The sequence below is a fragment of the Lentzea albidocapillata subsp. violacea genome (assembly GCF_900100275.1).
GTDB classification, from domain to species: domain Bacteria; phylum Actinomycetota; class Actinomycetes; order Mycobacteriales; family Pseudonocardiaceae; genus Lentzea; species Lentzea violacea.
In genome coordinates, this window is sequence record NZ_FNET01000001.1 from 732270 (window position 1) to 752311 (window position 20042).

Below are 20042 nucleotides of genomic sequence, written 5' to 3' on the forward strand. Positions count from 1 at the left end.
GGTGCACCTGGTGAAGGGCCGCACGGACCGGGTGGTCGTGGTCGGCGCGGGACTCTCGGGGCTCTCGGCCGCGCTGCACCTGCGCGGCGCGGGGCACGAGGTGACGGTCCTCGAACGGCACCCGCACCCCGGCGGACTCGCGGGCCGGCTCGACGTCGGCGGCCACCGGATCGACACCGGCCCGACCGTGCTGACGATGCCGGAACTGCTCGACGACGCGTTCGCCGCGGTGGGTCACCAGCGCGAGGACCACCTGGAGCTGCTGCCGCTGCACCCCGCCTACCGCGCGACGTTCTCCGACGGCACGGCGCTGGACGTGCACACCGACGCGGACCGCATGGAGCAGGCGGTGCGCGACTTCGCGGGGGACCGGGAAGCACAGGGGTACCGCGATCTGCGGGCGTGGCTCACGAAGCTGTACGAGGTTGAACGCGACAGGTTCATCGGCGCGAGCTTCGACTCGCCGCTCGACCTCGTGGGCCCCGATCTGGTGAGGCTCGCCCGGCTCGGCGGCTTCGGCTCGCTGGCGAAGGCGGTCGGACGGTTCCTGCGCGACGACCGGCTCCGGCGCGTCTTCACCTTCCAGTCTCTCTACGCCGGCGTCGCACCGAAGGACGCTCTCGCCGCTTATGCCGTCATCGCCTACATGGACACCATCGCGGGTGTGTGGTTCCCGCGCGGCGGCATGCGCACTGTGCCGCAGGCGTTGGCCGACGCGGCCGCCGAAGCCGGGGTCCTGTTCCACTACGGCGTCGAGGTCGAGGAGCTCGAACGGACCGGTCACCGGGTGAACGCGGTGCGCACGGCCGAAAGCCGGTTCGCCTGCGACGCCGTCGTCCTGGCCACCGGGCCCGCCCAGAGCACCCGGCTGCTGCGCGGCGAACCGCGCCGCGTCGTGCCCCTGCGCTGGTCACCGTCCGCGGTGGTCGTGCACCTCAGCTCCGGTCGGGTGGCCGATGGCCTCGCCCACCACACGATCTCCTTCGGCGACAAGTGGAACGGCACGTTCGACGAGATCATCCGGCAGGGAAAGCTGATGAGCGATCCGTCGTTGCTGCTCACCACGCCCACCCTGACCGACCCCGCGCTGGCGCCGGAAGGCAGGCACCTGCAGTACCTGCTCGCGCCCTGCCCGAACCTCGACGCCGCCCCGCTGCGCTGGGACGCGCTGGCGCACCGCTACGCCGAGGAACTCGTCGACGAGATGGCGGCCCGCAAGCTCCTCGTCGACGCCGAACCGCTCGCGGTCGTGACACCGGACGACTGGGCGCGCGACGGCCAGGCCGCCGGCACGCCGTTCTCCGCCGCCCACACGTTCGGCCAGACCGGTCCGTTCCGGCCGGGGAACCTGCCGTTCCGGGACGGCAACGTCGTACTGGCGGGCAGCGGCACCACACCCGGCGTCGGCATCCCTCCGGTGCTGATCTCGGGCAGGCTGGCGGCCGAGCGCCTCCGGCGGTGACTGGCACGAGGTTCCCGCGGTCAGCCGTCCTGCCGTGCCTCGGTGATGAAGTCGCGGTACCAGTGGTAACTGGCGCGCGGTGTGCGTTCCAGCGTCCGGTAGTCGACGTGCACCAGGCCGAACCGGTGCTTGTACCCGTGCGCCCACTCGAAGTTGTCGAGCAGCGACCAGCAGAAGTAGCCACGCAGGTCCACGTCCGCCGCCCGCGCCGCCGCGATGTGGTCGCGCAGGTAGGAGATGCGCTCGGTGTCCTCGAAGCCTTCCACGTCGGGGTAGACGCAGCCGTTCTCGGTGACGTAGACGGGCGGCAGGGCGGGGTGCCGTGCCTTGAGGTCCGCCAGCGCGGTCGTCATGCCGGCCGGTTCGACGGGCCAGCCCATGCCGGTGCGCGGGACGTCCGGCAGCCGGCTCGTGTCGACGCCGATGTCGTGCGCCGTGCGCTTGGCGGGGTCGGGCTCGCGATGCGGTGCGTCGGCGACGTGCAGCCGGTAGTAGTAGTTGAGACCGACGTAGTCCAGCGGCTGCCCGATGATCTCCAGGTCGCCGTCCTGCCGGAACGAGAAGTCGCTGATGTCGCCGAACATCGACGTCAGCTCGTCCGGGTAGGCGGAGCCGAACAGCGGATCCGTGAACTGCCTGCGCAGCAGGACGTCCTGACGGTTCGCGGCGGCGACGTCGGCGGGTGAGTCCGTCACCGGCACGGCGGGGGACTGGTTGAGCACGATGCCGAACTCCTGCTCGGGCAACCCGTTCGCCCGCATCGACTGCACGGCGAGGCCGTGGCCGAGCAGGAGGTGGTGCACCGCCGCCAGCGCGCCATGACCTTCGCGCGCGCCGGGGGCGTGCCGGCCTTCGCCGTAGCCCACGATCGAGGAGCAGTACGGTTCGTTCAGCGTGGTCCACTTCCTGACCACGTCACCGAGTTCCGCGTGCACGATGGCGGCGTAGTCGGCGAACCTGTGGGCCGTGTCGCGGTTGCGCCAGCCGCCCTCGTCCTCCAGCGCCTGGGGCAGGTCCCAGTGGTACAGCGTCAGGAAGGGCTCGATCCCCTTGCCCAGCAACGCCTCGACGAGCCGCCGGTAGAAGTCGAGACCGCGTTGCTCGACCTTGCCGTGCCCCTCGGGCAGGATCCGCGACCACGACACGGAGAACCGGTAGGAGTCGACACCCAGGCCGGCGAGCAGCCCGACGTCTTCTGTCCAGCGATGGTAGTGGTCCGCGGCCACGTCCCCGGTGTCGCCGGACGCGACGGCACCGGGCACCTGGGCGAAGGTGTCCCAGATGGACGGACCGCGGCCGTCGAGCCGCGCCGCTCCTTCGATCTGGAAGGCCGAGGTCGCCACGCCCCAGCGAAAACTGTCCGGAAAGCTCACAGCAGTCTCCAAAAGAAAGTCAGCCCTTGACGGCGCCGGACATGATGCCGCCGACGATCTGACGGCCGAACAACAGGAACACGGCCAGCACCGGCACCGTGCCGATCGTCGCGGCGGTCAGCACCAGTGTGTAGTCGGTGGTGTAGCCACTGGCCAAAGTGGACAGAGCGGTCTGCACGGTCGGGTTCTCCGGCGTGAGGACGACCAGGGGCCAGAAGAAGTCGTTCCACGCCTGCATGAACGTGAACAGGCCCAGCACGGCCGCCGCCGGACGGGCCGCGGGCAGCGCGACGTGCCAGAACAGCCGCAGCGATCCGCAGCCGTCCATCCGGCCCGCCTCCAGCAGCTCGTCCGGGATGGCCCGCTCGAAGTACTGGCGCATGAAGAACACGCCGAACGCGGTCACGAGTCCCGGCACGATCACCGCGTGGATCTCACCGGCCCAGCCGAACTCGGCCATCATCATGTAGAGCGGGATGATGCCGAGCTCGGTCGGGATCGCCTGCGTGCCGATGATGAGCAGCAGCAACACGTTGCGGCCGCGGAACTTCAGCTTGGCGAACGCGAAGCCCGCCAGCGTCGAGAACAGCACCACCGAGATGGTCACGGTGCCCGACACCACGATCGAGTTCACCATCGCCAGCGCGAAGTCGGTGGTGTCGAAGACGCGGGCGATGTTCGCGAAGAGGTGTCCGCCCGGCACCAGGACGGGCGGCACGCTGTCGATCGCGTCCGGTGTCTGTGAGGACACCACGAACGACCAGTACACCGGGAAGGCCGACCCGGCCAGCACGGCGATCAGGGCGGCGTAGGTCCACGGCCCCCCGACGCGCCGGGCCAGCCTGCGCGCCCTCGTCGCGGGACCGGCAGGCCGCACCGGCGCGGGGCGTTCCAGCACAGCGGTCATGGGGTCACTCCGTCCGGATCCGTTTGGTCGCCAGGTAGCCGAGACCGGCGACGACGACGGTGGCGATGGCCAGCACGACCGCGATCGACGAGCTGTAGCCGAAGTCGTACTTCGTGAAGCCCTGCTCGTAGAGGTACAGCGCGGCGGTCTGGAACTGCCGGTCGGAGCCACCCGTCGCGGCCGCGGCGCCGGGGTTGAACAGCAGCGGCTCGGCGAGCAGCCGCATGTTGCCGGTGGTCGCGATGATCGTCGTGAAGATGATCTGGGGCCGCAGCAACGGAACCGTGATGCGCCAGAACTGCTGACGGCCGTTCGCACCGTCCAAAGTGGCCGCTTCGTACAGAGTCGACGGGATCGCCTGCATGGAGGCCAGGAAGATCAGCGCGTGGTAGCCGGTCCAGCGCCACACCACCATCACGGCGATGGCGACGTGCGAGCTGGCCGTGCCCGCCTGCCAGTCGATCTGTCCCGCGCCGAACAGCTCCAGCACCCAGTTGACCAGGCCGAAGTCCCGGCCGAACAGCTGCGCGAAGATGATCGTGACCGCCGCCACCGAGGTGATGTTCGGCAGGATCACGCCCATCCGGAACAGCGTGCGGGTGCGGACCTTGCGGTTGAGCAGCTGCGCGATGAACAGCGCGAAGAGGATCTGCGGGACCGTGGTGAGCAGCCACAGGCTGAGCGTGTTGCCCATGGCGTTCCAGAAGTACGGGTCCGCCATCAGCTTGGCGTAGTTGGCGAACCACACGAAGGTCGCCGCTTCGGACTCCAGCAGGTTGCGGTCCTGCAGCGAGACCCAGATCGTGTAGAGGAGGGGGAACAGCCCGAAGACACCGAAGATCAGGAAGTAGGGCGCCACGTACCCGTACGGCGCGAACTTCGTGTCCCACCGGTGCCTTCTGGCCGTCTTGTCCATCAAGACCATGTCAGCGCGTCACTTCTGGACGTCGCCGACGAACTGGCGCCACGAGTCCTCGCCGTTCTGCTTGCCCTGCTCGACGCGCTGCATCGCGTTGCCGATCGCGGTCTGGATGTCGCCCGCCTTCGGCCCCTGGTACTGCGGGTTCAGCTTCTTCGCCGCGTCGGTGAACAGCTTGCCGATGGGGGCGTCGTTGAAGTACGGGTTCTTGTAGTCGACGATCGACGGGTCCTCGTACAGCTTCGGGATCGACGGCAGCAACCCAGCGCTCTTGAACACCTTGGCCTGCTGCTCGGGCGCGGTCAGCCACGCCGCCAGCTCCACGGCCTTGTCGATGTTCTTGCCCGACTTGGGAACCGTGAGGTACGAGCCGCCCCAGTTGCCGCCACCGCCCGGCACGGACGTGACGTCCCACTTGCCGGCGGCCTCCGGACCGGCCTGGTCCTTGATCTTGGCCATCTGCCAGGCGGGACAGGTGACGGTCGCGAACTGGCCCTGCTTGAAGCCGGTGTTCCAGACGGGCGTGGAGTAGAGCAGCTTCGAGGACAGACCGGACTGCACGCCGTCGACGACGAGGTCCCAGCCGGCCTTGATCTCCTTGTTCTCGCCGACGACGATCTGGTCGGACCTGTCGTAGTAGCCGACGAACGCCTGGCCGACGATGGCGTTGAGCACGGTCGGGCCGCCGTCGAACCACTTCACGCCCTCGGGCGCCTTCTCCTGGAACTTCTTGCCGGCGGCCATGAAGTCCTGCCAGGTCGGCCACAGCGCGGCGACCTGATCGCGGTCGGCGGGCAGCCCGGCGTTCTGCAGCAGGTCGCGGCGGTAGCAGATGGCCAGGCCGCCGATGTCGGTGCCGTAGCCGATCTGCTTGCCGTCCTTGCTGAGCGAGGCCTCCCACTTCCACGGCAGCCAGCGGTCCTTCAGCTGGCCGCCGCCCTTGGTGTTGAGGTCGACGAACTTGTCCGGCGTGGCCTTGAACTGGTTGACGTAGCCGGTGTCGACCGCCTCGATGTCCGCGGCGCCGCTGCTGGTGGCGAGGTGGGCGGCGAGGTTCTTGTGGTGGTCGGAATACGACGCGGTGCGGTCCGAGATCTCGACGTCCGGGTGCGCGGCGGCGTACTCCTCGAGCAGCTCGGCGTACCCGAAGTTGCCGAACAGCCCGATGGTCAGCTTGGTCTTGCCGCCGGACGCGGTGTCGCTGCCGCAACCGCTGAGCACCACGGCGGTCGCCAGTGCCGCGCAGCCGAGTACGAGTGCTTTGGGGCGCATTTTCCTGGCCTCCGTTGGTTTTTGGGCGCGCTCAACCAGAGAAGTGGTTCTCCGGGAAGATTTGTGTGGCGCCTATGACAGCGGTGTTACGCGCCTCCAGTCAAGTAACGAAACGATAAACAGATCAACTCGCTCGGGCGTTTGACTAGGAGAAGTGCTGCTTCTAGGGTCTATGTAACCGCTTACGGTGAAACGGGAGGTCCGATGGCGACCGGGCGAGAGATCGCCCAGCTCTGCGGCGTGTCCGTGGCGACGGTGTCGCGCGTCTTCAACCAGCCGGAAACGGTGAACGAGGAGACGCGAGAACGCGTGCTGCGCGTCGCGAAAGAGCTGGACTACCGGCCCAACGAGTCCGCGCGGGCGTTGTCTACGAAGCAGTCGACGATGATCGGACTGGTCTGGGACACCGACCACCGCAGGCCCGGCTGGCGGCACCCGTACCTGCAGGACCTGTTGATAGGCCTCAAGTCCGCCCTGAGCGCGCACGGCTACCACCTGCTGATGCTCGCGACCAGCGGCGACGCCCGTGAGGTGGGCGCCTCGCTCGCCGACCCGGTCGGCTACGTGAACATGACCCGCCGCCACCACCTCGGCGGGCTCGTCCTGATCGACAGCGGCTCCGACGCCGAGGCGTTCGAAGCCTTCGCCCAGTCCGGAGTTCCGTGCGTCGCGCTGGACGTGGCCGTCGACGGACCCAGGGCCACCTACGTCACGTCGGACAACTCCGGCGGCGCCCGAGCGGCCGTCGCCCACCTCGTCGGCCTGGGCCACACGCGGATCGCCACGATCACCGGCCCGCCCGGCAACCAGCCGTCCGACGCCCGGCTTTCCGGCTACCACACGGCACTGCGGGACGCGGGCGCCGAACCGCACGCCGGTTACGTCGTCGCCGGCGACTTCTACCGGGCGAGCGGAACCGCTGCCATGCAACGCCTTCTGGCATTGGACGAGCCACCGACCGCGGTGTTCGCGTCCAGCGACGAGATGGCGGTCGGCGCGCTGCTCGCCGCCCGTGCGGCCGGGTTGCGGGTGCCGCGGGATCTGGCGCTGGTCGGGTTCGACGACATCGAGATCGCCTCGGTGGTCGATCCGGCGCTGACGACGGTGGCCCAGGACAAACCGGGGTTCGGGGTGGCGGCCGCCAAGGCGATCATGGCGATGATCACCGGCGGTGGGCCGGAAGGGCCCGTGGTTCTTCCGGCCCAGCTGGTGGTCAGGGATTCCTGCGGAGCACGCTGGCGGCGGTGATGTACGCGGGTGCGGTTCCGCGGTACGAAGGAGCCCTGAGCCCGACGAGAGCCAGATGGTCGCCTGCTGAGCCCGCTTGGTGCCGCACTCGCGGCCTGACGGGCGGCCCTACTGGGCGCGCTGGTCCTCTGTGGACGTTGCCGCCGCGATGAGCGCGATCAGCTGCTGCCGGAAGTGTTCGTAGTCCTCCACGGCACCGAGCAGCGTGTCGGACTCGCGTTCCTCGCGGCGGACGGCGGCGAGGGCGCGGCGGCCCGCCGGAGTGATCTTCACCGACGTCCGGCGGCGGTCCTTGGTGTCCTGGCTGCGCACGACGTGGGCGCCTCGGTCGAGGTGTTCGATCGTGCGGCTCATGGTCTGGTCGGTGACGCGGCAGAGCAGGGCCAGTTCGCGTTGTGAGCGCGGGCCGTCGGCCAGGTGGTGCAGGGTGATCATGCCGGCGTGGGTGAGGCCGCGGGTCGCCAGGAAGTCCTCGAAGCGCTTCTCGACGACGCGGGCCGCCACGGACAGGAGCCTGCCGGTGGGCCAGGTGGCGACGTCCGCGCCCACCTGGTCCGGGCGGTCGGCCACCGCCAGCTCGTCTCCCTCGGCCACGGCCCCATCATCCCAGACCCGCCCGATCACCCGACGGGGGTCCCGAACGGCATGCTGGTCACGGGCGTGTCGCCCGCGATCGCCGACGCGATGGCGGCTGCCGCCGGTGGGTAGGCGAGTTCGCCGAGACCTCCCAGCGGAGCGTTCGACGGCACGATGGTGACGTCGATGTCCGGTGTCTGGCCGATCCGCGCCCACCGGTAGTCGCCGAACGACGACTCCGCCACCCCGCCGTCCCGGACGGTGATCTGCGCACCGAGCACAGTGGACAGCGCGTCGATCACGCAGCCCTCGACCTGGGCGCGGACGCCGGACGGGTGCAGCGCCACGCCGACGTCGACGGCCGCGTGCACGCGCAGCACTCGGCGCGAGCTCGGCTCGGCGACGGCGATCACCGCGATCGCGGAACCGTATTCCTCCAGGCACGCGACGCCACGTGAGGTGCCCGGTGCGGGCGGCCTGGTCCAGCGGGCGCGGTCGGCGACGGTGTCGAGCACCTTGTGCAGGCGCGAGTCGGCGGGCAGCAGTGAGCGGCGCAGTGCGACCTGGTCGAGGCCGGACCTCCTGCCGATCTCGCTGAGGAAGTTCTCCTCGGCGTAGACGAACTGCCCCGCGTAGACGGACCGCCAGAACCCGGTGCGCAGCGGTGCGGGCCGCACGATGACCGAGACGTTCCCCGGCACGGTGTAGGGGAAGTGGTCGCCGCTGGCCTTGATCAGGGCGGGGTTGCCGAAGAACGGCAGGACGGTCAACGGCCAGGTGACAACCTCGTGGGCCCTTCGGATGGGCAGACCATCCGAACCGATCTCCGCGGACATCCGGTGCACGGACATCGGCCGGTACGAGTCGTGACGCATGTCGTCGGCCCTGGTCCAGAGCACCTGGACCGGAGCGCCGGCTCGCCGTGAGCAGGCCACCGCCTCCAGCACCGGGTCGGGTTCGATGCGCCGCCCGAACGCGCCTCCCGCCGCCGTCGCCTCCACCCGCACGGGCACGCCGAGCTGGCGGGTCAGCTGGGTGCGCAGGCCACCGGGATCCTGTGTGGGAGCCCAGATGGTCACGCCATCCGGACGGACGTGCGCGGTGGCGTTCATCGGTTCCATCGGCGCGTGCGCCAGCAACGGCATGGAGTAGACCTGCTGGACTCCGTCGATCGGGCTCTGCGCAGGCAACGCCGCGCGCAGGTCCGCGAGCCACGCGCGGCTGTCGGCGGTGGGTGTGCCGCCGCGCCAGGTGATCCGCAGCGCGTCGCGGCCGCGCAACGCCTGGTGGGTCGACCGGGCGATGACCGCGACGCCGCCCTGCCCGTCGGCCGGCGCGGTGAGCGTGAGGACGTCGACCACGCCAGGCAGACCGCGGGCGGCGCTGTCGTCGATCGTGTCGGGAACCGCGCCGATCCACGGCGGGCGGGCGACCACGGCGACCAGACCTCCAGGTGGCCGCGCGTCGATGCCGTACGTGGTGCGGCCGGTCACGACGTCGCGGGCGTCCACGCGTCCGCCGCGGGTCTTGCCCAGCAGCCGCCACCTCTCCGGTGGCGTGAGCTCGACGGGCACGGTGGCGGGATCGAGCGCGGCCGCGGCCCGGACCAGCGCCCGGTAGGGCAGCTTGCCCCCACGAGGGTGGCACACGAAGCCGTCGCGAGCGGCGCACTCGGCGACCGGCACGCGCCAGCGCTGCGCGGCGGCGGTGACGAGCAGGCAACGCGCGGTCGCGGCGGCCGTGCGAATCGGCATGGCGAGCTGCCGCACCGAGGCCGAGTTCGCCACGGCCTGCGAGCCGAAGCGCTCGGTGTCACCGTGTGCCTGCTCCAGCGCGACGTCGCCGGCCTCGACCGCCAGTTCCTCGGCGACCATCAGCGCCACGACGGTCCGCACGCCCTGGCCGGTGTCCGGGCGGGGCACGGTAGCGGTGATCCGGCCCGCGGCGTCCAGCCGCACGAAGACGTTCGGCACGAGCCCCTCCGCGGCGAGCGCGGGCACCGGCACCGCGACGACCAGCGCGCCGATTCCCGCGCCGCGCAACAACGTCCGCCTGCTGATCACTGTTCCTCCCGTGTGAGCCGGCTCGTGCGGCGCGGCGACGTCGGCCTGCTGGTCACTGTTGGTCCCGCGTGATTCGGTTGGCGCAGCAACGTCGGCCTGCTGGTCACTGTTTCTCCTGCGTGATTCGGCTGGCGCGGCGCAGCAACGTCGGCCTGCTGATCACTGTTTCTCCTGCGTGATTCGGCTGGCGCGGCGCAGCAACGTCGGCCTGCTGATCACAGTTCCTCCCGCGTGAGCCGGCTGGCGCGGCGCAGCAACGTCGGCCTGCTGATCACAGTTCCTCCCGCGTGAGCCGGCTGGCGCCGCGCAGCAACGTCCGCCTGCTGATCACCGTTCCTCCCGCATGATCTGGCTAGCGCGGCGCACGGCGGCGCGGATGCGGGGGTAGCTGCCGCAGCGGCACACGTTGTCGCGCAGGGCTTCCTCGATCGCCGCGTCGTCGGGATCGGGATCACGGGCGAGCAGCGCCGCCGCGGCCATGACCTGGCCCGGCTGGCAGTAACCGCACTGCGCCACGTCGAGCTCCCGCCACGCCCGCTGCACGGGGTGGTCCCCGTCGCGGGACAGCCCCTCGATCGTCGTGATCCGGGTCTGCGCGCTGTCGGCCGCCGTGCGCACGCAGGGCCGCGCCGCCGCACCGTCCACATGGGACGTGCAGGCACCGCACAGGCCGACCCCGCACCCGTACTTGACCCCCGTCAGCCCCAGCTCGTCGCGCAGCACCCACAGCAGGGGAGTGTCTCCGTCTACGTCGACCTCGCGTCGTTCACCGTTGACGCGCAACAGATATCGGGCCACCGCGATACCTCCTGATTTGCTCAGCGCACTGAACGTAGCACGCCGGTCGATGCATAATGCTCAGCATGCTGAACGAATTGCGACGGCGGCCTGGTCGCGGTGTTCTCGTGTGGGGAGTAGTGGCGAGTGCGCTGCTCACCGGCCTGGTCTGGCTGCTGGGCCAGCGGCTGCACGGCGTCGCGCTGCTGCCCGACCAGGGAGCCTCCTGGTACTACTGGAAGCTGCCGGACCCCACCTTCTGGAGCAGGGCGTCCGCCTGGGTGGGCTACGCGGCGCACCAACTCGTGTCGTGGGGCCTGATCTACTACGCGCAGACGCGGATCCGGCGCAACGCCACCGGCCTGCATCGCATCAACGTCGTCGCCCTCGCCGCGAACGGCGCGTTCATCGGCCTGCACGCTGTGCAGACCCAGGTGTTCTACGACGGCCTCGCCCAGGACGTCTCGATCTTCAGCTCGCAGGGTTCCGTCGTGCTGCTGCTCGTCGTCGTCCTGTTGATGGAGAACCGCCGCCGTGGGCTGGTGCTGACCTGGTCCGCGCCGATCTCCGCACAGGTCGTCGGGTTCGCGCGCCGCTACCACGGCTACCTGTTCAGCTGGGCCGCGATCTACACGTTCTGGTACCACCCGATGGAGTCGAGCAGTGGGCACCTCATCGGGTTCTTCTACATGTTCCTGCTGCTGGTGCAGAGCAGTCTGATGTTCACGACATCCCACACGAACCGCTGGTGGACGCTGACCCTCGAACTGCTCGTGGCCGTGCACGGCACGCTGGTCGCCGTGATGAACTCCGGCCCCGGCGGCATGTGGCCGATGTTCTTCTTCGGCTTCGTGGCGATCTTCGTGCTCACCCAGATGCACGGCGTCGGGCTCAGCACGGCGGCGCGGTGGTGGATCGGTGGCACGTTCGTCGTCGGCGCGCTCGCCGTCTACTCGTGGCGCGGTCTCGGCAGGATCGACGAGGTCGTGCGCATCCCGTTGATCGAGTACCTGCTGGTGGCCGTGCTCGCCCTGCTGATCTGGGCGGGCATCAGGCTCGCCCGCCGCTCAGTGTGAGCCGGTGAGCTGGCCGGACAGCTTGGTGTGCAGCTGTTCGCTGCGCGGGTTGAGGCCGATGATCTCCGCTTCGACGCCGCGCGAGGCGAACTTCGCGGTGACCGCGTCTAGGGTGGCGACCGCCGAACTGTGCCAGACGTGGGCGCCGGAGAGGTCGATGACCACTTTGGACACCGCGTCCGTGTAGTCGAACGCGTGCATGAGTTCGTTGGTGGAGGCCAAGAACAGCTCGCCGGTCAGAAGCCCAGCGGCTTCATGCGCATGATCACGCCCAGCCGCTGGACGTCCGGCTCGGTGTAGGGACGGAACCCGCCCTGGCTGCGTGCGCTGGGCACGACCAGGCCGACCTCCTCGTAGTAGCGGATCGTGCGCAGGGACAGACCGATCCGTTCGGCCTCACCGATCTGCATGTGCTCGCCCACCACGTCCCGTTCGCGCCTGCCGTGGTCGCTCATTCTCCTATGCCCGCAGGCTCCTTCTCGCCGCGAGCGACGGGCTCGCCGAACCAGCGGGTGAGGTGGTCGTCGAGGTCCTGCTGGTGCTCGCCGACCCAGGCGACGTGCCCGTCGGGACGCACCAGCAGGGCCGGGACGTCCAACGCGGCGGTGGCATCTGCGACGAAACCGACCCGGTCCGTCCAGCCGTCGGCGGTCAGGCGCCCGGTGCGGTCGAGCACCAGGCCGCGGCCCTCGCGCAGGTGGTCGTAGAGGCGTCCCTGCGCCAGGTCGAGGTCGCGCAGGCGGCGGCCGAGCAGGTCGGGTCCGGGACCGAGGTCGTACCGGATGCCGATCGCGGTGATCTTCTCGATCAGCCGCCGGTTCACCTCGTTGATGTCCATCAGTTCGGTGAGCAGCCTGCGCACGGCCTGCGCGCCCGGTTCGCCGGACGCCAGCGCCACCTGGGCGCGGGTGTTGTCGAGGACGTCCGCGGCGACCGGATGACGTTCGGCGTGGTAGGTGTCCAGCAACGTGCCGGGTGCCCGGCCGCGGACCTGCGCGGCGAGCTTCCAGCCGAGGTTGACCGCGTCCTGGAGGCCGAGGTTCAGGCCCTGGCCACCGGCGGGCGGGTGGATGTGCGCGGCGTCGCCGGCGAGCAGCACCCGTCCGGTGCGATAACGCTCGGCCAGCCGGGTGGCGTCGCCGAAACGGGACAACCAGCGCGGCGAGTGCACGCCGAAATCAGTTCGGGCGATCACCCGCAGCTGTTGTGCGAAATCGTCGATGGTAGGCGGGCCCTCGCTCCTTCCCGTGACCGGAATCACGACGCGGTAGATTCCTTCACCGAATGGCCCGAAACTGAACACCTTGTCGGTTTCGCGGATTTCGGCGACCTTGGCCGCGATTTCCTCCGGCGGCGCGGCTGCCGCCATTTCGCCCATCAACGTGTCGTTGCGGGACGGTTCGCCGGGAAATCCGACGCCGAGGAGTTTCCGTACGGTACTTCGCGCGCCGTCGCAGCCGACCAGGTAGCGCGACCGCAGCCTCTCGCCGCCGGCCAGTTCGACCGTCACGCCCTCGTCGTCCTGCTCGAGCCCTGTCACCGCGCAACCGGGCCGGACCTGCGCGCCCAGTCCGATCGCGTGATCCCGGAGCAGGTCCTCGACGATCGGCTGCGGAATCCCCAGCAGCGACGTGTAATCGGAGTCCAGACCTTCGGGAGTCGGTTTGGGGATGCCGGCGAAGGAGCCTCCGACCGGACGTTGCCTGCCGCGTTCCAGAAAACGGTCCAGCAGCCCGCGCATCGCCAGGATCTCGAGACTGCGGAGGTGCAGACTGACTATTCGAACGAACGACGAAGCGGGCTCGGGCTCCTTCTCCAGGACGAGCACCCGCACGTTGTGCAGCCGGAGTTCGGCGGCCAGCATCGCGCCGGTCGGCCCGCATCCGGCGATGACGACATCGAACATGAACCACCCGTTTTTCGCAGTTTCCGGTGTCAGCCGCACAGTGTGGGACGCCGTGGGAAGTGCCGCAACCGAAATACCTGGGTGAAAACGTGGTCTGCCCCTGCTGGCCGGCAGCCGCATCTGACGTTTTGTTCTTGCCACGAAAGGGTATTCGCCGATCCCGATGAGCAGGACGGTGTGACGTGGCGGGACCGCCATCGAAGGACATGTGGTGTCCCACGGTGGGTGTGGAGGAGGAGTTCCTCCTCGTGGATCCGGAGACCGGTGTCCCCGTGAACCGGGCGGACGAGGTGGTCGCCGTAGCGCGCGAGCAGTTCGGTCTCGAACTGGAGCACGAGCTCACCGGCGCCCAGGTGGAGATCAACACGACGGTGTGCCGCGATGTGGAGCAGGCCCGGCGTGAGCTGGTCGAGGCTCGCCGTTCGGTCGCGCGGGCCGCGCGCACGGTGGGATGCAGGGCCATCGCGGTCGGGGCGCCTCCGCTGGGCGACGAGACGGGGGAGGTGACGGACAGCCTGCGGTACCGGCGGATCGCGCGCGAATTCGGTGCGCTGGCTGAACAACAGCTCATCTGCGGCTGCCACGTGCACGTCGCCGTGCCCGGCCGGGAGACCGCCGTCCAGGTGTGCAACCACGTGCGTCCGTGGTTGCCCGTGCTGGCCGCGGTGACCGCGAACTCGCCGTTCTCCGGTGGCGAGGACACCGGCTTCGCGAGCTGGCGGTCGACGGTGTGGTCGCGCTGGCCCGTGTCCGGGCCGCCGCCGGTCTTCACCTCGTGGCAGCACTACGAGGAAGTCTGCGACACCATGATCGAGGCGGGCACCGCCCTCGACCGCGCGATGATCTACTGGGATGTCCGGCCCGCCACCGACCTGCCGACGGTGGAGGTGCGTGTCTCGGACGTCGCGGCGACCGTGGACGAGGCGGTGCTCCTGGCGGCGCTCGTCCGGGCACTGGTCGCCCAGGCCGTCGCCGACGTCGGACGCGGGGTGCCGGCGGAACCGGTCCCCCAGGAGACGTTGCGGCAGGCGTGCTGGGGAGCGGCCAACGAAGGCCTGCGCGGCAGCACGCTGGACGTGCTGTCCGGCGAGTCCCGGCCGTTGCGACGGCAGCTCGACGACCTGGTGACCCGGTTGACGCCGGTGTTCGAAGCCAACGGTGATCTGCGTGCGGTGCAACGAGGTCTGCGACTGCTGGACGGCCGGGGAACGGGTGCCGACCGCCAGCGCCAGGCGTTCCGCGCGGGGCAGGTGGGGTCGTTGCTGGACCTGCTCGACATCGACAACGCCGACCGCGCCGAACCCTAGGGCACGGCCGCGTACCTGAACCGCTGACCTCACACGTGGGTGTCAGAGGTCTCTTCGTGCTGTGCCTGGGCTTTCCGTCGTCGTTTCCGGTCCAGCAACCACATGACCGGGGACGCGGAGACCCCGTGCAGGAGGATCGAGCCGATCACGACGAGCCCGACGATCTGCCACAGCACGGTCTGCTCGGCGAACTCGCCGTGCTGCAGGGCGTACACGAGGTAGAACAACGAGCCGACCCCACGCACACCGAAGAACGCGATGACGGTCCGTTCGCGTGGACCGGTCCTGCCGCCGAGCAGGCCGATCCACCCCGCGAGTGGCCGCACGAGCAGCAGCACCGCCGCGGCGACGAGGACCTGCCGCCAGCCGACGCCCGCCAGCAGTCCGGTGGCGGCGGCACCGCCGAGCAGGAAGACGATCAGCACGGTGAGCATGCGCTCGGCCTGCTCGACGTAGCGGTGCAGGACCTGGTGGTAGCCGTGACGGCGTTCGCCCGCCCGGACCGCGCACGCGCACACGAAGACCGCGACGAACCCGTACCCCTCCACCAGTTCGGTGATCCCGTAGGCGAGGAACGTCGCCGCGAGCGCCACGAAGCCCTCCGCGTGCTCGGCCAGGCGGAACTTCTCCGACGGCGCCGAGAAGAACAGCTTGCCCAGCGCCCAGCCGATCAGCAGGCCGATGGCGACCGCGGCCGCGAGCCGCCACAGCACGTCCACCGCGAGCCAGTGCCCGAGCCACCGCGACGGCGCCGCCCCGGCCAGGCTGATCGCGATGGCGGCGTAGGTGAACGGGAACGCCAGCCCGTCGTTGAGCCCCGCCTCCGAGGTGAGCGCGAACCTGGCCTCGTCCTCGTCGGACTCCGGGTGCTCGGCGGGTTCGGCGACCTGCACCTCGCTGGCCAGCACCGGGTCGGTGGGCGCGAGCACGGCCGCGAGGAGGACGGCGGCCCCGGCGCCGAGGCCCAGCGCGCCCCAGCCGAGCAGGGCCACGGCGAGCATGGACAGGGGCATGGTGATGGCGAGCAACCGCCAGGTGCTCGCCCAGCCGCGCAGGCTGACCTGGCGGTTCAGCGCGAGGCCCGCGCCCATCAGCGAGATGATCACGCAGAGCTCGGTCAGGCGCAGGAGCACGCCGCTGTGCGCGACGGGGTCCGGATCAGGCAGGTCGCCGGCCACCGTGAACGTCAGGGCGCCCGCGCCGAGGAACAGCATCGGCATGGAGATCGGCGCGCGGTCGAGCAACCGGGGGAGCAGTGCGGCGGCGAGCGTCGCCAAGCCCGCACCGGCGTACAGCAGCGGTCCTGGATCCACCGTCTGCCTTCCGTCGAGCCGTTGGAGATCTGATCAGGTACCCGCGCCGGGCCGGGCGGCAAACGCCGCTCAGCGGAGGGGCCGCGCGGGTACCGGGTCACCATGTCCACTGGAACCCGGCCGGCCGGTGCGTGTTCAGCTCCACTGTGAACCCGACACCGGTCCGCGCGGAGACCGGCGGCAGCGGCAGCGAGGCCAGGCGGAACCTGACCCGGTCGTCACGGTTATCCCGGTCCGGCCGGGGTATTTCGGACCATGGCCACCACACCGTCAGCGCCCCGCGGCGAACCACCCCGGCCGCCGGGCAAGCGAAAGCCGGTATCCGAACGCGGGGGTACCGTCACCGAGCACCTCGAGAACGGTGCCGTCGTGACGTACTTCGATCCCGCCCCGTCCGCCGAGCCGCCGTTCCGGCGTGCGGTCGCGGTCGGGCCGGAGATCGTCGACCCCGGCACGAACCTGCGGTGGATCCCGGTGATCCGCAGCGACCTGACGCTCGACATGGTGATGTGGCCGCTGGTCGTGGACATCGCTCCCAGGTAGGCCGGACCGCGGGCGAGGCAGCGTGGTGCCGCCCCGCCCACGTGCGGTCTCACCGGATCTGCGCACCCAGGACGGGCTCCAGCAGCGCCAGCATCTCCGGCAGGTCGAAGTGCCGGGCGACGTCGAGCGCGGACCTCGGTCCGAGAGCGGGGTCCGCCCCCGCGGCGAGCAGCAGGCGGACGATGCGCTCCGAGCGCCGGAACACCGCGGCTCCCAGGGCGGTCTGTCCCCGGTCGTTGATCCTGCCGGTGTCGGCGCCCCGCTCCAGCAACGCCTCGACCGAGTCCGGATGGCGGTGGTATGCGGCGAGGATCAGCAGGGTGTCGCCCGCACCGTTGGTGAGGTTGACCGGTATCCCCGCGTCGATCGCCTCGGTCAGTCGCGCGGTGTCACCGGCGCGGGCCAGGTCGAACATCGAGCGGAGGAAGGCCAGTTCCTGCTCGGTGAGCGCTTCCTGGCCGCTCATGCGATGGCCGGGGGGAAGCGGTCCCACACGCGGTGGGCGCCGAGCAGCGTGGTGACCTCCGCGAGGACCTTCGACGGGTCGTCGTCGATCACGATTCCCGGTCCCGTCCCACATCCCGCGGCGTCCAGGGCGGTGCGTCCGGTGCCCCACGCCCCGATGGCCTTGGCATGGCGGAAGCACTCCTGGATCAGGAGGGCGACGCGCGGGTCGGTGGCGTTGCCCGTGACCAGCAGTGCGTCGAACTCGATCGATCGCGCGGTGTGGAACGTGCGCTGCGCGACCAGATCGCTGTCGCCGAGCGGCCCGCCGGTCGGAGCGATCAGCAATGGCACCATGCCGCCCGCCAGAACGGTCTCGCGCACCGTGCGCACGCCGTCGAGATCGGCCGGGTCGACCACGATTCCGATGATGCGACCATCCGACGGCCACGTGTGCCCGAGCTGCGACAGGGCCGGACTGGGCGTGACCTTCTTCAGCCTGGCCGTCGGCGGCACCGGCAGTCCCAGCCCCCTGGCCACCTCCGCGCACAGCACGGCGTCGACGCCTGCCAGCACCAGCAGCTCGCGTTCCTTGATCGCCTGCTCGTAGCACTTGCCCAGTTCGAAGGTGAACGCGTTCACGAGGTGTTCCTTCTCGACCGGCGACAGGCTCTGCCAGAACAGCCTCGGCTGCGTGAAGTGGTCCGCGAACGACTTCGGCGCCTCGCGGAGCTTGACGGCCCTCGGCAACGGTTGCGCCACCTCGACGAGCGGCCGGTCCTGGGCCTTCGCGACGAACGGGTTGCCGCCGTCGAGCGTGTTCGGCCGGTAGGGGGCGACGCCCGCGTGCACCGCGTGCTGGTGGAACCCGTCGCGGAGCATGTCGTTGACCGGCGCGTGCGGGCGGTTGATCGGGATCTGGTTGAAGTTCGGGCCCGCGAGCCTGGTCAGCTGGGTGTCCAGGTAGGAGAACAGCCGGGCCTGCAGCAGCGGGTCGTCGGTGACGTCGATGCCCGGCACCAGGTTGCCGACGTGGAACGCCACCTGCTCGGTCTCCGCGAAGTAGTTCTGCGGGTTGCGGTTGAGCGTCAGCATGCCGATCGGCTGCACCGGCGCGAGCTCCTCCGGCACGATCTTCGTCGGGTCGAGCAGGTCGATGCCCTCGAAGGTCTGTTGTGGACTGTCGGGCATGATCTGCAGGCCGAGCTCCCACTGCGGGTACGCGCCGGACTCGATGGCGTCGGCGAGGTCGCGGCGGTGGAAGTCGGGGTCGACGCCGCCGGCCAGCTGCGCCTCCTCCCACACCAGGGAGTGCACGCCCAGCTTCGGCTTCCAGTGGAACTTCGCGAGCACGGTCTCGCCCTCGGCGTTGACGAGGCGGAACGTGTGGACGCCGAAGCCCTCCATCGTGCGGTACGAGCGGGGGATGCCGCGGTCGGACATGTTCCACATGACGTGGTGGGTGGCCTCGGTGTGGGTCGAGACGAAGTCCCAGAACGTGTCGTGCGCGCTCTGCGCCTGCGGGATCTCCCGGTCCGGGTGGGGCTTGCCCGCGTGGATCACGTCCGGGAACTTGATCCCGTCCTGGATGAAGAACACCGGGATGTTGTTGCCCACCAGGTCGAAGTTGCCCTCCCGGGTGTAGAACTTCGTCGCGAACCCGCGGGTGTCCCGCACGGTGTCCGCCGAGCCGCGCGAACCCAGCACGGTCGAGAACCGCACGAACACGGGCATTTCCACGCCGTCGCCGAGAAAGCCGGCCATGCAGACGTTCGACGCGGTGCCGTAGCCGACGAACACGCCGTGCGCCCCGTACCCACGCGCGTGCACCACGCGCTCCGGAATGCGTTCGTGGTCGAAGTGCATGACCTTCTCGCGCAGGTGGTGGTCCTGCAGCAACGTCGGCCCGCGTTCTCCGGCCTTCAGCGAGTGGTCGGTGTCGTGCAGCCGCGCGCCGGTGGAGGTGGTGAGGAACTCACCCTGCTGGCCCCGCGACAGCTGGGATGCTCCGGTCGGGGCGCCCGTCGGCGACACCGTCTCCGGTCCGGTCTGGTCGTGCTTGGGCGGCAACGGCCCCCGCGGCTCGGTCGGCTCGTCGAGTGACGGCGGCTCACTGCCCGGGGCACCGGGGATCGGTGGGTTCACCAGTTCGGTGACCTTGTCGACCGCCTTCTCGAGCGCTGCCTTCACGAGCTTGCCTGGCTTGTGGCTGACCACTGCATCCTCCTACCGCACAGGAATGTCACTCAGGCGTACCCCGCGATTCGCAGACGCCAACCACTCGAACACAAACGTTTGACGCGACTTCGCGGGGGTAAGCCGATCGCGTCCGAAGAGGGCTCATATCTGAGGGAGTCGTCATGTCCCGAACCGAAACGGCGCGACGTGGCACCGTCCAGATCGCCGCGATGGTCGTCGCCGCAGTGTTCACGCTGGTGGGCATCGCCGGGTTCATCCCAGGCCTGACCACGAACTACGACATGCTGGAGGTGGCCGGCCACGAGTCCCAGGCGTTGCTGCTGGGCCTGTTCGCGGTGTCGGTCCTGCACAACATCGTCCACCTCGCCTTCGGCGTGGCCGGCTTCCTGATGGCCCGCACGCCCGGCGGCGCGTACTGGTACCTCGTCGGCGGCGGAGCGATCTATCTGGTGCTGTGGCTGTACGGGTTGGTGATCGACCACGACAGCCAGGCCAACTTCGTGCCGCTCAACAACGCCGACAACTGGCTGCACCTGTTCCTCGGCCTCGGCATGATCGCCCTCGGTCTGGCACTGGGCCGCGGCCGCGTCGCGCGCACGCGCTGAATTCTTGGTGACGGAGAAACGGTGGGCATCGCAATGGCGATGCCCACCGTTT

At 69.9% G+C, this 20042-nt stretch carries 18 protein-coding genes and 1 pseudogene; 6 read left to right on the plus strand and 13 right to left on the minus strand.

Going from position 1 to position 20042, the window contains the following annotated elements:
• The first annotated feature begins 1 nt into the window (after position 1).
• The gene (gene crtI, locus BLR21_RS03075) at positions 2–1462 is read left to right on the plus strand and encodes a phytoene desaturase family protein (RefSeq protein ID WP_090004479.1); all 1461 of its coding nucleotides are present in this window, start codon (positions 2–4) and stop codon (positions 1460–1462) included.
• Positions 1463–1482: 20 nt separating this feature from the next.
• Here crtI and BLR21_RS03080 read toward each other — a convergent pair whose 3' ends face one another.
• Genes BLR21_RS03080 through BLR21_RS03095 form a run of 4 tightly spaced genes read right to left on the minus strand, consistent with a single transcriptional unit; the run spans position 1483 to position 5933 of the window.
• Positions 1483–2835, minus strand: a complete 1353-nt coding sequence (locus BLR21_RS03080) for a GH1 family beta-glucosidase (RefSeq protein ID WP_090004070.1) — start codon at positions 2833–2835, stop codon at positions 1483–1485.
• Positions 2836–2854: 19 nt separating this feature from the next.
• On the minus strand, positions 2855–3742 hold the full coding sequence (locus tag BLR21_RS03085) for a carbohydrate ABC transporter permease (protein WP_090004071.1): 888 nt from the start codon (positions 3740–3742) through the stop codon (positions 2855–2857).
• Positions 3743–3746: 4 nt separating this feature from the next.
• Positions 3747–4658, minus strand: coding sequence for a carbohydrate ABC transporter permease (locus BLR21_RS03090; protein WP_176929424.1), 912 nt, complete (start codon positions 4656–4658; stop codon positions 3747–3749).
• An 18-nt stretch (positions 4659–4676) separates the two neighbouring features.
• Positions 4677–5933: an ABC transporter substrate-binding protein gene (locus BLR21_RS03095; protein ID WP_090004073.1), complete on the minus strand. Its 1257-nt coding sequence runs from the start codon at positions 5931–5933 to the stop codon at positions 4677–4679.
• Between the two features lie 204 nt (positions 5934–6137).
• On the opposite strand from BLR21_RS03095, the gene BLR21_RS03100 reads away from it, so the two are divergent.
• Positions 6138–7181, plus strand: a complete 1044-nt coding sequence (locus BLR21_RS03100; protein ID WP_090004074.1) for a LacI family DNA-binding transcriptional regulator — start codon at positions 6138–6140, stop codon at positions 7179–7181.
• Positions 7182–7289: 108 nt separating this feature from the next.
• Here the strand turns inward: BLR21_RS03100 and BLR21_RS03105 are convergent, their stop codons facing one another.
• From BLR21_RS03105 to BLR21_RS03115, 3 genes are all read right to left on the minus strand, one after another.
• Complete coding sequence (locus tag BLR21_RS03105; RefSeq protein ID WP_256334413.1) at positions 7290–7775, minus strand: MarR family winged helix-turn-helix transcriptional regulator; 486 nt, start codon at positions 7773–7775, stop codon at positions 7290–7292.
• Between the two features lie 26 nt (positions 7776–7801).
• Positions 7802–9820, minus strand: a complete 2019-nt coding sequence (locus tag BLR21_RS03110) for a xanthine dehydrogenase family protein molybdopterin-binding subunit (protein ID WP_090004075.1) — start codon at positions 9818–9820, stop codon at positions 7802–7804.
• 327 nt (positions 9821–10147) lie between these two features.
• Positions 10148–10618 carry a (2Fe-2S)-binding protein gene (locus tag BLR21_RS03115; RefSeq protein ID WP_090004076.1) on the minus strand — a complete coding sequence of 157 codons (471 nt, stop codon included), beginning with the start codon at positions 10616–10618 and terminating at the stop codon, positions 10148–10150.
• 65 nt (positions 10619–10683) lie between these two features.
• Here BLR21_RS03115 and BLR21_RS03120 point away from each other — a divergent pair, with 65 nt between their 5' ends.
• Complete coding sequence (locus tag BLR21_RS03120; RefSeq protein ID WP_090004481.1) at positions 10684–11673, plus strand: hypothetical protein; 990 nt, start codon at positions 10684–10686, stop codon at positions 11671–11673.
• On the opposite strand, the gene BLR21_RS03125 is transcribed toward BLR21_RS03120, so the two are convergent.
• From BLR21_RS03125 to BLR21_RS03135, 3 genes and pseudogenes are all read right to left on the minus strand, one after another.
• The gene (locus BLR21_RS03125) at positions 11665–11913 is read right to left on the minus strand and encodes an STAS domain-containing protein (protein WP_420843851.1); all 249 of its coding nucleotides are present in this window, start codon (positions 11911–11913) and stop codon (positions 11665–11667) included. The genes BLR21_RS03120 and BLR21_RS03125 overlap by 9 nt on opposite strands.
• Positions 11913–12128 (minus strand): annotated as a pseudogene (locus BLR21_RS03130) (MerR family transcriptional regulator); the annotation flags it as partial. The pseudogene BLR21_RS03130 and the gene BLR21_RS03125, both read right to left, overlap by 1 nt.
• Positions 12125–13579 carry an FAD-dependent monooxygenase gene (locus BLR21_RS03135; protein WP_090004078.1) on the minus strand — a complete coding sequence of 485 codons (1455 nt, stop codon included), beginning with the start codon at positions 13577–13579 and terminating at the stop codon, positions 12125–12127. The pseudogene BLR21_RS03130 and the gene BLR21_RS03135, both read right to left, overlap by 4 nt.
• 221 nt (positions 13580–13800) lie before the next feature.
• On the opposite strand from BLR21_RS03135, the gene BLR21_RS03140 reads away from it, so the two are divergent.
• Positions 13801–14886 carry a carboxylate-amine ligase gene (locus BLR21_RS03140; RefSeq protein WP_256334414.1) on the plus strand — a complete coding sequence of 362 codons (1086 nt, stop codon included), beginning with the start codon at positions 13801–13803 and terminating at the stop codon, positions 14884–14886.
• A gap of 29 nt (positions 14887–14915) precedes the next feature.
• Here BLR21_RS03140 and BLR21_RS03145 read toward each other — a convergent pair whose 3' ends face one another.
• The gene (locus BLR21_RS03145; protein WP_218130718.1) at positions 14916–16199 is read right to left on the minus strand and encodes a cation:proton antiporter; all 1284 of its coding nucleotides are present in this window, start codon (positions 16197–16199) and stop codon (positions 14916–14918) included.
• Positions 16200–16568: 369 nt separating this feature from the next.
• On the opposite strand from BLR21_RS03145, the gene BLR21_RS42240 reads away from it, so the two are divergent.
• Positions 16569–16742: a hypothetical protein gene (locus tag BLR21_RS42240; RefSeq protein ID WP_176929426.1), complete on the plus strand. Its 174-nt coding sequence runs from the start codon at positions 16569–16571 to the stop codon at positions 16740–16742.
• Between the two features lie 49 nt (positions 16743–16791).
• Here the strand turns inward: BLR21_RS42240 and BLR21_RS03155 are convergent, their stop codons facing one another.
• Entirely contained in the window at positions 16792–17208 is a 417-nt protein-coding gene (locus BLR21_RS03155; RefSeq protein ID WP_090004081.1) for an ankyrin repeat domain-containing protein, read from the minus strand.
• Positions 17205–19403, minus strand: a complete 2199-nt coding sequence (locus tag BLR21_RS03160) for a catalase (RefSeq protein ID WP_090004082.1) — start codon at positions 19401–19403, stop codon at positions 17205–17207. Before BLR21_RS03160 ends, BLR21_RS03155 begins: the two co-directional genes overlap by 4 nt.
• Positions 19404–19546: 143 nt before the next feature.
• On the opposite strand from BLR21_RS03160, the gene BLR21_RS03165 reads away from it, so the two are divergent.
• Complete coding sequence (locus BLR21_RS03165) at positions 19547–19990, plus strand: DUF4383 domain-containing protein (RefSeq protein ID WP_090004083.1); 444 nt, start codon at positions 19547–19549, stop codon at positions 19988–19990.
• The last annotated feature ends 52 nt before the right edge of the window (positions 19991–20042 follow it).

What these genes read in the sequence shown, in the direction of transcription:
- BLR21_RS03120 (WP_090004481.1), top strand. Translation starts at nt 10,684, where the DNA reads ATGCTGAACGAATTGCGACGGCGGCCTGGTCGCGGTGTTCTCGTGTGG.
- BLR21_RS03135 (WP_090004078.1), bottom strand. Translation starts at nt 13,579, where the DNA reads ATGTTCGATGTCGTCATCGCCGGATGCGGGCCGACCGGCGCGATGCTG.
- BLR21_RS03095 (WP_090004073.1), bottom strand. Translation starts at nt 5,933, where the DNA reads ATGCGCCCCAAAGCACTCGTACTCGGCTGCGCGGCACTGGCGACCGCC.
- BLR21_RS03100 (WP_090004074.1), top strand. Translation starts at nt 6,138, where the DNA reads ATGGCGACCGGGCGAGAGATCGCCCAGCTCTGCGGCGTGTCCGTGGCG.
- BLR21_RS03165 (WP_090004083.1), top strand. Translation starts at nt 19,547, where the DNA reads ATGTCCCGAACCGAAACGGCGCGACGTGGCACCGTCCAGATCGCCGCG.
- BLR21_RS03085 (WP_090004071.1), bottom strand. Translation starts at nt 3,742, where the DNA reads ATGACCGCTGTGCTGGAACGCCCCGCGCCGGTGCGGCCTGCCGGTCCC.
- BLR21_RS03155 (WP_090004081.1), bottom strand. Translation starts at nt 17,208, where the DNA reads ATGAGCGGCCAGGAAGCGCTCACCGAGCAGGAACTGGCCTTCCTCCGC.
- BLR21_RS03090 (WP_176929424.1), bottom strand. Translation starts at nt 4,658, where the DNA reads ATGGACAAGACGGCCAGAAGGCACCGGTGGGACACGAAGTTCGCGCCG.